Raw genomic sequence first — 11644 nt, 5'->3', positions numbered from 1 at the left:
GTGAAAAAGAGTGTAAAAATCAAGCTTGAATGCCTAAAACCAACGTTTATAATTTAGTTGGTTTGTCAATGCGTAAGTCTTACTAGCTTGAAAAGAGGAAATACTTGGCGGGGCATAAGAGCAGGAATCTCTATGCCTTGGTTCTAGGCTATTGCCGTTGATGTTTAACTTGAAAACAGAAAATATCTAAATAACCTGACAATAAACATATACCGAATTTTTACTTAGATGTCTATATTTAAATGAATATCTTTGTATACTCTTCATATTATTTGCTTTTCTAGCCCAAACTGTTCAATGTCAAAGGAGTTAGGGAGAACCTGTAAATCACCTATTGTTGTCACGTCACTACCGGATTTCAGAATAATTCCTAATACTCTTGAAGTGAAGCGAGGCTTATGCAAAACTTGAGATCCTTCGCTCCTAGTCTACTTTTAAGGAATTGATCAATGGCGCGTCTAGCCCTGCTGAGTGTATCTAACAAAACTGGTTTAATTGACCTAGCCCGTAGCTTGGTTGAAGAATTTGACTTTGATTTAATCAGCAGTGGGGGAACAGCCCAAGCACTTAAAGATGCGGGACTCCCAGTTACCAAAGTTGCAGATTACACAGGTTCTCCAGAAATTTTAGGTGGCCGAGTCAAAACGCTGCATCCCCGGATTCATGGCGGGATTTTGGCCCGGCGAGATGTTCCCCAAGATATTACAGATTTAGAAAATAACCAAATTCGCCCAATTGATTTAGTGGTGGTGAATTTATATCCTTTTGAGGAAACTATTGCTAAACCAGGGGTGACATTATCCCAAGCTGTTGAGCAAATTGATATCGGTGGCCCTGCTATGCTACGGGCATCATCGAAAAACTTCGCTCATCTGACAGTATTATCCGATCCGGCACAATATGACGAGTATTTGCAGGAATTGCGGCAAAATAACGGCGAAGCCTCCTTAGAATTTCGCCAAAAATCTGCTTTAAAAGGATTTTTGCATACTGCTAGTTATGATCAAGCGATCGCATCTTATCTCGCAGGAACACAGCAGCATACCCTTAGCGGTACACAATTGCAATCTCTGCGTTACGGCGAGAACCCGCATCAACCCGCCGCCTGGTATCAAACTGGTACTACCGCAACGGGATGGACAGCCGCTACGAAACTGCAAGGCAAAGAACTTAGTTACAATAACTTAGTTGATTTAGAAGCTGCACGCCGAATTCTTGCTGAATTCACTGATACCCCAGCTGCAACGATTATTAAACATACAAATCCCTGTGGTACAGCGCTGGGAAGCACTATTTCAGAAGCGTACCAAAAAGCTTTCAATGCTGATTCTACTTCTGCCTTTGGTGGGATCGTCGCACTCAACCGTCCGATTGATGCGGCTACGGCCAGCGAGTTAACTAAAACATTTTTAGAATGTGTAGTAGCACCAAGTTGTGATCCAAAAGCTCAAGAAATCCTTGCCAAGAAATCTAACGTGCGGGTTTTGACTCTAGCTGATTTGAGCAGTGGCCCTAAGGATACAGTGAAAGCGATCGCAGGTGGTTTCCTTGTCGAATCTAGCGATGATGTGATTGCTGATACCAATCAATGGCAAGTAGTTACCGAACGTCAACCTACGGTCAGCGAATTAGCCGAATTACTGTTTGCTTGGAAAGTTTGCAAACACGTTAAATCTAATGCGATTGTTGTCAGTGGCGATCGCACTACACTAGGAGTAGGTGCTGGTCAAATGAACCGCGTCGGCTCAGTTAAAATTGCCCTGGAACAAGCTGGAGAAAAAGCCAAAGATGCAATTCTAGCCAGCGATGGATTCTTCCCCTTTGATGATTCAGTCAGAACAGCCGCAGCAGCCGGAATTACAGCCCTTGTCCAACCAGGGGGAAGTTTGCGCGATCAAGATTCAATCAAAGCTGCTAACGAACTGGGTTTGGTGATGGTATTCACGGGTGTACGTCACTTTTTACACTAATTATTGCCCATCAGGTGTGCAGTTTAGAAAGTGTCACACAATATCCTTGCTTTTTGATTGAGTTAGTGATATTGTCTAATCGTGTGTGAGGAGTAAGTTATAAATAAAGAGCGCCTGGGGTGGAAACACGGCAACACTCCCAAGCGCTTTTTAATTGGTATTTAGAAATTGGATTAGTGGTACAGTTTAGAAAGTGTCACTCAATATACTTGCCTTTTGATAGATGTAGTGATATCTTATATTTGTGTGTGAGGAGCAAGTTAAGAATAAAAGATGCCTGGGGTGGAAACACGGCAACACTCCCAGGCATTTTTTGATTTGTATTTAGAAATTGGATTAGCGGTGCAGTTTAGAAAGTGTCACTCAATATACTTGCCTTTTGATAGATGTAGTGATATCTTATACTTGTGTGTGAGGAGCAAGTTAAGAATAAAAGATGCCTGGGGTGGAAACACGGCAACACTCCCAGGCATTTTTTAATTTGTATTTAGAAATTGGATTGGTAGTGCAGTTTAGAAAGTGTCACTCGATATACTTGCCCTTTGATAGATGTAGTGATATCTTATATTTGTGTGAGGAGCAAGTTAAGAATAAAAGATGCCTGGGGTGGAAACACGGCAACACTCCCAGGCATTTTTTAATTGGTATGCAGAAAAATTTCTTGCACATGCGCTAGAGTTTTTGAGACAATCACCTACAAAACTAGAAATTCAGGTGCAAATCAATCGGCTGACTCAACAAATTCAGTTCATCATCGAGATTGATCGACTAAAACAGGTGATCCGGCAAACTCTACTGACTGATGGTTCACGCCGGGAAAATAGTGCGGAACACTCTTGGCATTTAGCAGTGATGGCAATTGTATTAGCAGAATATGCCCCAGAAGGTGTTGATATATTCCATGCCATCAAAATGCTGCTAATCCACGATTTGGTAGAAAATGATGCAGGTGACACCTTCTGTTACGCATGTGCAGGGTAATGAAAGCAAGGCAGTAAGAGAAGCACAAGCAGCGTTGCGCTTATTCAGACTTTTGCCAGCAGATCAAGGTAGGGAGTTGCGTTTACTTTGGGATGAGTTTGAAGCAGGAGAAACAACCACTGCTAAGTTTGCCGCAGTCTTAGACCGTATACAACCCTTGCTGCAAAATCAGCAAAATGGGGGTGGAACTTTGCGTACTCATGACATTAGGCGCGATCAGGTGATGAAACGATTAGCACCTGTAGAAACGGGTGCGCCGGAACTTTGGCCGTTTGTTTTGCAAGTAATTGATGATTTTGTGATAGCAGGGTATCTTAAAGATGATACTGCCCTAATTACTCAAGATTTTCGCGCTGAAAATTATTAGCTTTTTCCCAAATATATAGGTTCTAAAATCGTTTCCTTAACCGTCTCATCTACTCTTTCTAGACTATAGGCTTTGGGTTGCTGACGTGAACTCACAACTTTTTCCAATTTCTCTCCAACAAAATGGAGAGCAACCCCATCGTCTACAGCATATCCAGAGCCAATAAGTCCTGCTGATAAAAGTTGATGGTAAGCAGGTTTTCTTCTTGGCTCACTGTCGTAGTGAGGACAGTTACTACCTTTTAGAAAGCCAAGACATTGTAATACAGTGATGTTCCCAGGAATAGAGTCCGTCACTCCCTCTTCAAACCAACAAATAGAGGCTGCACTCAAGCCAGAAAGAATAACGCCACTTTCCCAAGCTTCTCTCAAAATATGGTCAAGTCCCCACTCTTTCCAAAGAGCAATTAGGTTTTTAGTGTTTCCACCTCCTACATAAATAATGTCCTGCTCAAGAACAAAAGACCTAAAGTCCGATGTAAACGGGTTAAACAAGGATAAATGAGATGGCTGACATAGAAGCTGCACAAAAGCTGAGTAGAATCTAACAATATATTTGTCAGAATCACCACTTGCTGTAGGGATAAAACAAATCTTCGGTCTTTTCTTTTTGCATAATCCCAGGATATATCGATCCAGCAGAGGGTTTTCAGGTTCCATTGAAAAGCCTCCACCGCCCATTGCAATGATTTGTTTAAAAACTGAATTTGTGCTCATTTTTAAATTCTGTTCTATTTCTATCCCATCAAATGATCTGAGAACCAGCCTCCAAAATCGGTTTTGCCAAAATTGTTTCCCACTCAGATGACGAGAGGGGTTTCACCTCTATCTGCATATCAAAACAATTACTAGCTGCGGCAATTAAAGCTGCAATAATTTTTTCCACACTCAGACTTTGAGGCAGTTGTATAGTCGTAAAAGATTTTGCACCAAATACTTGAGCAAACAGTTCAGCATCCGGTTGCAAACGGATAGAACCATGTTGCAAAATTACCCCACCACGTCGCAGTTGAGCGCTACCAATGAGTTTGGCACCATCTGGCAAAACTAAATCTGCACTGGTAGCGGTGCTAAAACAGTTAGGGTTGTGGATGTAACCTCGCCCAGCCGTACCGTAATGTAATTCTATATCAAGCGATCGCCAACCTTGAATCAAAAACTCACAAATTTTTTCGTACACCTGGAGGCGACTACCCGTCAGTCCAGATGTGACTACAGCGTAAGTTAAATCACCTTGGTGTAGCACCGCCCGTCCACCGCTAGGACGCCGCACTAAATCCAGTTTTTGCCCTTGCCAAGTTAAATGTTGCCAATATTCAGGGTATTGGCGTTGATGATAGCCTAGAGAAATGGCAGGTGGCGACCAAGTATAAAAGCGCAGGGTTGGCGGATGCTTTCCAGACTGGTGCTGTTCTAGTAACCAGTGGTCAATTGCCATTTGCACATTGCCACCCGCCTCTAGCAAAGGAATTAGTCGCCACACTTTAGAATTCAAGAGTTAGGAGTTAGGAGTTTTGAATGAAAAAGTTTATAGAACTCACCACTCATAACTCATAACTGAAGCGAAGCGATTAGTCAAGTCGCACCAAATTCAGTTTGTAAAGCTTCATCGTTATTATCAGCGATGGTTGCCACAATGGTAATCAGCCGAGACACTTCACCAGGAGACAACTCTGCTAAGGTGCGTGTTGAGATCACAACCACTCGGTTTTCAATAATACCAAAACGTGCTTCAAAAGTACTAGAGCAATTCAACTCCAAAAGATACCGCATCAACTTAGGTTCATCTTTAGCAGGTAAATTTAGCACCGCAGACCAAACCGTTATGGTGTCTTCATCGCTTGTGCCGTTGAGTTGGACAAATACTTGCACACTTCCATATTTAAACTTCCAGAGATAACCACCCTCTGGAGTGTGGCTAACCATCGCACTGTCATCTTGTTCCAAAGAGTCGATGACATTTTCAATTACCTCCAGATGGTTAATACTTGTCGTCTCGGCGATTAGCTCATTGACGGATTCGTTACTAGTTAGGGTTTCTTGATGGCTTGTCATACAGATTTTTTTCTCAACATACTCGCTGTTTGATCTACACATACTTTATAACTTGTGGAGGCAGTTAGTTTAAGCTTCCTTTTGCGGCTACTTTCCAAATGCCCAAAGTGTGGGGCTGCGATCGCAATTACAGTCTAAGAGGTTTACAGTCAGTTTTGGGAATCATTAAAACAACACGATGCCAGACACATTGCAGTTTTAAGGAATCCTCATAAGTTGTTACCTACTTTGTCTTCAATCACAACATCTGATCAGTGGTACACTTACTACAAAGCCAACGCTGAGTTTCGATTAGAGATCGCCTGGAAGCGTGGTGCAGAAATTACAGAGGATGAACAGAGTGCTATCACAGATTCCTTAGCAGCTTGGCAGTTGGGTGAGACATCAGATGGGTTGCACTTGCTAGCTGCTGCTAAAAACTATGCACAGCACATCAAAGATCCCAAATATGTTGATGTGATTGAACTATTCATCAAAGAAGAACAACGTCATGGAGGCGACTTAGGAAGGTTTCTTGACCTTGCCCAAATTCCTCGGTTACAGCGTAACTGGGGCGACACACTGTTTCGGAAAATACGCTATGCAATCCCAACGATGGAGATTTGGACAACTCCCGTGATCATGGTTGAGACTCTAGCACTGGTCTATTATAAAGCAATTCAAAAGGCAACAAATTCCCCACTTCTAAAGCAGTTGTGTCAACAAATATTGAGAGACGAAGTAAAGCATATTCGTTTTCAATACGAGCGTTTGGCAATTTTGCACAAAAACCGCCCTGCATGGTTACGGAAGCTCACTTATCTTATACAGCAAGTTCTTTACTATCTACCAGTGATTCTAGTCTGGATTGGTCATCATCGTGCACTCAGAGCAGGAGGACATAGTTTCAAAAGTTACTGGCGGGATGCTTGGGTAAAAATGAATTTTGCCTGGGAGCGAATGAAACCAGAAAAATATCAGTGGTAGCATAGTCGATTAGTAGTCAACGCAGGCTAATATATGTTTTCAGGAAGACAAGTGCGATCGCTTGCTGCCATCGCCAATTAGAATGTCTGAGGAAAAGAATTGAGTTGATGGGTTATACCATTTCACAAAATAGCTGATACAAAACTGTAGGGGCACAGCATTGTTCATCCGTGTAAACTTAGAGCCAGGGCGACTGGAAGTCGCGGCTACACAAACTCTCGTCCGCCTCCGGGGACTAACGGGAAATCAAGGTTTTAAAACCCGAGTAGGCGGGTTTTATTGGGTGCATCCCAGTTTTTATTTTGCGACGAGAGAATAACTGTCATTGGGTTCGCGTAGCGTCTCGTAGAGAGAAGGAACGACGTTCGCGCAGCGTGTCGCAGACAAGCAATCGCATGAACTCACTCTTATTTAGAGGATTTTGCGATTGCTTTGATTCACTTCGTTTCGCTCGCAATGACATGCAAAAAAGTGGGATGCTCCCGGTTTTATTTGTGTAGATGCGGTTTATAATCGCCCTTTTAACGTTAAGTTGACACCAATGAGCATTGCTATGACCTTACAACATATGTAGTTCAAATAAATGAAAACTGCTGTCAAACATCAACATTTATTTGCCGCCATAGAAAAAGGCAATTTCTTTCTCTTTTAGGGGTGCGAAACTAGCATCTACAAGTAATTGGTCGAGTTCTGCTTGGGGAATGTGTTTTGCACCAATTCGCACAATGCGCGATCGCATAGTATTAGATACGCCACTGCGCTGTCTATTGCCTTCTAGGGCCATGACTTTACCATAAAGTTCTAGCTTTGCAGGCGGAATCGGAGAACCATCAAAATCAATTCCTTGTGCGATCGCTTCATCAATAGCATCAGCACCTGTGGTAGTTTTATTTCCTGGGTTAGTTTCGGTAGGCATGGTGATTTGTTCTTCTTCGCTATAGGTAGATTTTACCAGCCTTGCTGACACCTTTTTCCTGCGGAGGATTAATTGCAATTCTTTGCGCGGCAGTCGAAACCCCAAGATCGCGCTGCCTTGTCTTTGCGTAAGAATTCTATCTTGATTAAGTAGTCAACAGACTAATCACGAGCTTGTCGCGTCACCAAACCACCAACAAACGCCCCTAAGACTGTGCCTGTCCATAGTCCTGTTGTGCTACCTTGCCATATTGCTCCTGGTGTCATCCAAGCGTTGCACATCTCCTTAAAACCCCAAGGTTGGTTTTGGCACTTTTGGCTATGCAGCATTATGGTAATTTGCCCACTGGTGTAAGCACCAATAAAACCTGATGACAGCGCCAAAAAAGTGCAAATTAAAATTCTGTTTTTAATCATTAGACCTCTTGCAAAAGTCAAAAAATCAGGAATGTCATTCTGAGCAAAACGAAGTGGAGAGAAGAATCTCACTACTCTGTTTCGCTTTGCTCAACATGACAATTTAAGCATTTATGCAAGAGGTCTATTGGTATTGGGTATTAGGCACTTGTACTGAGCGAACGCAAGAGCGTCTCGTAGAGAAGCCGTTAGGCCCAGCCTCTCCAAGAGAAGTATTGGTTATTTTCCCCCTGCTCCCCGTTCCCAATCAACCTGTATTTCTCATCCCGGCTGCAATCCCATTAATAGTTAACAATGCTCCTCGCAATAACTCGCCTTTGCTGTAACGAGAGTGGATGATTCCAGAAGTAGCCGTAGTATTTTGGGACTGCCGTAGGCGCTTGAGTAGGGAAACTTGGATAAATCCCAAGGGGACAATTGTGCCATTGCGTAACTGCACAGATCGTTGCAAGACAGGATCACCATCTAACAATCGATTGTGGTCGGTGATTTTTAACACCAAATCCCTTGTAAGATAGAACTCGCTAGCAATTTGCTCAAAAACCTTGGCAAAACGAACTTGATCTTCTGGTTTTGATAATTCTTGGACGTAGTGATGTGCCATTTGCATGTCTACTTTTGCCAAGGTCATCTCGGCCTTAGAAATCACCATCTTGAAAAAGGGCCATTTAACGTAAAAATAACGTAGCAATTTCAAGTGTTCTTCTGGTTCTTCGTTCAAGAAGTTTTGCACAGCTGTGCCAACGCCGTACCAGGAAGGCAGCAAAAAGCGAGTTTGTGTCCAGCTAAATACCCAAGGAATAGCTCGCAGACTACTTAAATCTTTCTTACCAGATGGGCGTCGGGCTGGACGGGAACTAATTTGTAGCTGACTAATTTCTTCAATGGGGGTTACTTGGTGGAAAAAGTCAACAAAATCAGGCTGTTCGTAGATTAAGGCCCGATAATGTTGACGCGATCGCGCTGCTAATTCTTCCATAATCTCATTCCAGGGTTCAATATCATCAAACCCTGTCCGCAGCAGGCTAGCTTGAATCACAGCAGTGGTGATGGTTTCCATGTGGTACAAAGCCAAGTCCAACAAGGAGTATTTAGAAGCCAAAACTTCTCCTTGTTCGGTAATTTTAATTCGCCCATTGATACTATGACCCGGTTGAGCCAAAATCGCCTCGTAAGCAGGGCCCCCACCCCGTCCCACAGAACCGCCGCGTCCGTGGAAAATCCGCAAATTTAGATCATAATTTTCTGCTATTTCTTGCAGTGATTTTTGAGCTTTATGAATTTCCCAGTTGCTGCTTAAAAAACCAGAGTCTTTGTTGCTGTCAGAATACCCCAGCATCACTTCTTGCAAGTTAGAGGGGAGAGGGGAGGAAGAGGCAGGGGAGGCAGGGGAGGCAGGGGAGGATGAATTTTCATCGGCATCCTCTGCTTTTGTCTGTTCGTAGCCGCCGGCTAACAAAGCCCGATATAACGGGAGTTCAAACAGTTTCTGCATGACGCTTCTGGAGCGTTGTAAATCTTCTACTGTCTCAAATAGGGGGACAACTTGAATAGTTCCCACAGCAATGGCGGGGTCAAAAAGTCTGGCTTCTTTGGCTAACAGTAGTACTTCCAGCACGTCACTCACGTCGCGGCACATGCTGATAATGTAAGTTTGGCAGATGTTGAGACCAAATTCTTGTTGCAGCGATCGCACAACGCGAAAGGTTTCAATTACATCGTTGGTTTTTTCAGAAAATGGCAATTCTGCCGGAATTAACGGCCGCCGGGTTTGCAGTTCTCCTGTGAGCCAAGCGACTCTTTGCTCCTCAGATAGTTCGTTGTAAGGTTGAGATAATATTTGCAGGTATTCTAGGATCTCATTCAGTGCATCGGCGTGGCGGGATGATTCTTGGCGGATATCTAGCTCTGTCAAGTTAAAACCAAAAATTTCTACCTGACAGACCAGATTTTCTAATTCTCGACAGCTTAAGCCGGTTTCTGTCAAGTTGCGCTGAATCATTCGCAGTTCTGCTAAAAAATCGGCTCCGGAAAGATACAGGGGACTATCTTGATTTTTTGGCGTTTCCCGATTATACAAAGCTAGATTGCGATCGCGAGTATTTTCTAGCCGTTTCAGTACATAAGCCAGTTTCAGCCGATACGGTTCTTGTCGATAACGCAGCGCCAGTGCGTCGTATACCTCACTCAACTGCGACTGATCCAACTCTAGAGATTCCAGCAAATCTGGTAAGACATCACTCCAGTGCATCGACACACTCAATAATTCAATCAGATTTTTCACTGACTGAATATATCTCCCCAGCACCATTTTGCGCTGATAGCAAGCTGTCTGCCAGGTGATTTCTGGTGTGACTGATGGGTTCCCATCCCTGTCTGAGCCTACCCAGGAGCCGAAAGAGCAAAAGTTTTTACTCGGTGGTTCTAGCCAAGGAAAGGTGTTGGATAGGGTGTGTTTGAAACGTTTATACAGTTGGGGAATGCCATCAAATAAAACTTCTTGAAAGTAGTGTAGGGCATAATCTACTTCATCCAGCACAGTGGGTTTGAACTGGTGAAGTTCGTCTGTGCGCCACCACAGCCGAATTTCTTCGAGCAATTGTTCGCGCACATCTGCTGCTTCCCAAGGATATGCTCCTGGTGTGCTACCAGAGTGGTTTTCCAAGGCATCCAGTTTTTGCAAGAGTTGTACCACCTGTCGCTGCTTATCTCGGATGGTATGACGAACAATTTCCGTCGGGTGCGCTGTGAAAACTAAGCGCACATCCAGATGTGCAATTAGACGTTGAATTTGCTGGGGTGGTACATTCAGTTTGAATAAATAGGGAAACAAGGCAGCGAAAGTACCTTTTGGTTTGACTGGCGCTTTTTCTAGATAACTCTTTCTCAGCAACTCTGCTGCTATTCCCCTGCTAACAGGCGCGTCATCTTCTCTTTGATTGGAGGAATAGTTAACATTTGATGCTGTTTCTGGCACTATAGCCTCTGTTTCTGCCTCATAGCGACTCAATTGCTGCCGTTGTTCATATTCCTGCTCTATGATGTTAATCAACTGAAAATACAGAGCGAAAGCACGAGCTGCGCGGATTGCTTCGTTGATATTTAGTTGTTCAATCAATTTTACGGCTGAGGATGCTTGGTCATTTCTTGCTTGTCCTTCTGGTGAACATAAATCGCGCAACTGGCGCAACAAGTCTACCATGTTTTGACCGCATTCTTGCCGGAGAACTGACTCCCACAATTCTTCCACTACCTGGAGACGATGACGCAAAAATAATTCCGACACCGGGTATATATCCGCAGTTTGAGACGAAGAGTATAAAAGGGAACCCATATTCTCTATTGTTGTAAAGCTAATTACTGTTTACGCTTCTAGGTTTTACACCTAATGCTCATCCGGTTGTTCCTGAGCAAATAATTATTTGGTGTATATTTTTTAAGTTTGATCAGTTTCGTGATCCTCTGGGAAGTCGAGAATGGGTAGGCGATCGCCTCGAAATAATTCTTCACTGGCTTCCCCTATGGCTTCTAGTGCTCTTACTGTAGTTTTTCCTGTAATCAGCAACAGTAATATAGACGCTGTACCTATTTGTAAAAGGAACGACTGGGGAATGCTAAATAAATCCGGATTGGATGCGGGGTTAGGTGAGGGCTGTTGGTTGGCAGAAGGCATTGCTAATTTTTGGTTATGGGAATTATGAGTAAAAAGGAGTTAGAAGTTAGGAGTTAAGAGTAGAGAGGCGATTAATCGCGTCTGTACAGGAATTAGGATTACTCCAATGATCAAAAGACGGAGTTTAAATGAGATAAGCTTGTTGTTTGTTTGGCTCATCAGGGCCGTTAGGGCAATGGGACGCAAGTCCAGCTTTAAAGGACAAGTCATCAGGCAGTCATATAGAATTATTCTGACTCCTGGCTCCTAACCCCTAACTCCTAACTCCTAACTTCTAATTTATGACTCCCTATTAGTAAAA

The 11644-nt window shown here is 43.4% G+C and carries 11 protein-coding genes; 4 read left to right on the top strand and 7 right to left on the bottom strand.

Translation table 11 applies throughout. The annotated features are described in order from the left end of the window. Positions 1 to 449 precede the first annotated feature (449 nt). From purH to V7K49_RS20465, 3 genes are all read left to right on the top strand, one after another. A complete protein-coding gene (purH, locus tag V7K49_RS20475) occupies positions 450 to 1970 on the top strand; it encodes a bifunctional phosphoribosylaminoimidazolecarboxamide formyltransferase/IMP cyclohydrolase (protein ID WP_335207134.1) in 1521 nt (506 codons plus the stop codon). 597 nt (positions 1971 to 2567) lie between these two features. Further along, positions 2568 to 2951 carry an HD domain-containing protein gene (locus V7K49_RS20470; protein ID WP_335207132.1) on the top strand — a complete coding sequence of 128 codons (384 nt, stop codon included), beginning with the start codon at positions 2568 to 2570 and terminating at the stop codon, positions 2949 to 2951. Beyond that, complete coding sequence (locus V7K49_RS20465) at positions 2911 to 3318, top strand: HD domain-containing protein (RefSeq protein ID WP_335207131.1); 408 nt, start codon at positions 2911 to 2913, stop codon at positions 3316 to 3318. The genes V7K49_RS20470 and V7K49_RS20465 overlap by 41 nt, the downstream gene beginning before the upstream one ends. Here the strand turns inward: V7K49_RS20465 and V7K49_RS20460 are convergent. The 3 genes from V7K49_RS20460 to V7K49_RS20450 form a co-directional block, all read right to left on the bottom strand. Further along, positions 3315 to 4034, bottom strand: coding sequence for a peptidase E (locus V7K49_RS20460; RefSeq protein ID WP_335207129.1), 720 nt, complete (start codon positions 4032 to 4034; stop codon positions 3315 to 3317). The two genes, V7K49_RS20465 and V7K49_RS20460, sit on opposite strands and share 4 nt — an antisense overlap. A 28-nt stretch (positions 4035 to 4062) precedes the next feature. After that, on the bottom strand, positions 4063 to 4755 hold the full coding sequence (locus tag V7K49_RS20455; RefSeq protein ID WP_335207163.1) for a lipoate--protein ligase family protein: 693 nt from the start codon (positions 4753 to 4755) through the stop codon (positions 4063 to 4065). A 137-nt stretch (positions 4756 to 4892) separates the two neighbouring features. Beyond that, positions 4893 to 5372, bottom strand: coding sequence for a YbjN domain-containing protein (locus V7K49_RS20450; RefSeq protein ID WP_334873471.1), 480 nt, complete (start codon positions 5370 to 5372; stop codon positions 4893 to 4895). 228 nt (positions 5373 to 5600) lie between these two features. Here V7K49_RS20450 and V7K49_RS20445 point away from each other — a divergent pair, with 228 nt between their 5' ends. Beyond that, positions 5601 to 6338, top strand: a complete 738-nt coding sequence (locus tag V7K49_RS20445; RefSeq protein WP_335207127.1) for a ferritin-like domain-containing protein — start codon at positions 5601 to 5603, stop codon at positions 6336 to 6338. A 610-nt stretch (positions 6339 to 6948) separates the two neighbouring features. On the opposite strand, the gene V7K49_RS20440 is transcribed toward V7K49_RS20445, so the two are convergent. From V7K49_RS20440 to V7K49_RS20425, 4 genes are all read right to left on the bottom strand, one after another. Next, complete coding sequence (locus V7K49_RS20440) at positions 6949 to 7254, bottom strand: small RNA NsiR4-regulated ssr1528 family protein (RefSeq protein WP_273769491.1); 306 nt, start codon at positions 7252 to 7254, stop codon at positions 6949 to 6951. A gap of 161 nt (positions 7255 to 7415) precedes the next feature. Continuing rightward, the gene (locus tag V7K49_RS20435; RefSeq protein ID WP_273767617.1) at positions 7416 to 7670 is read right to left on the bottom strand and encodes a hypothetical protein; all 255 of its coding nucleotides are present in this window, start codon (positions 7668 to 7670) and stop codon (positions 7416 to 7418) included. 247 nt (positions 7671 to 7917) lie between these two features. After that, positions 7918 to 11004, bottom strand: a complete 3087-nt coding sequence (gene ppc, locus V7K49_RS20430) for a phosphoenolpyruvate carboxylase (RefSeq protein WP_335207125.1) — start codon at positions 11002 to 11004, stop codon at positions 7918 to 7920. Between the two features lie 102 nt (positions 11005 to 11106). Next, positions 11107 to 11343, bottom strand: a complete 237-nt coding sequence (locus V7K49_RS20425; protein WP_335023992.1) for a hypothetical protein — start codon at positions 11341 to 11343, stop codon at positions 11107 to 11109. Positions 11344 to 11644: the final 301 nt, after the last annotated feature.

Origin of the sequence: Nostoc sp., assembly GCF_036919675.1 — a bacterium.
GTDB lineage: Bacteria > Cyanobacteriota > Cyanobacteriia > Cyanobacteriales > Nostocaceae > Nostoc.
This window is presented reverse-complemented; position numbering and strand designations above follow the sequence as displayed.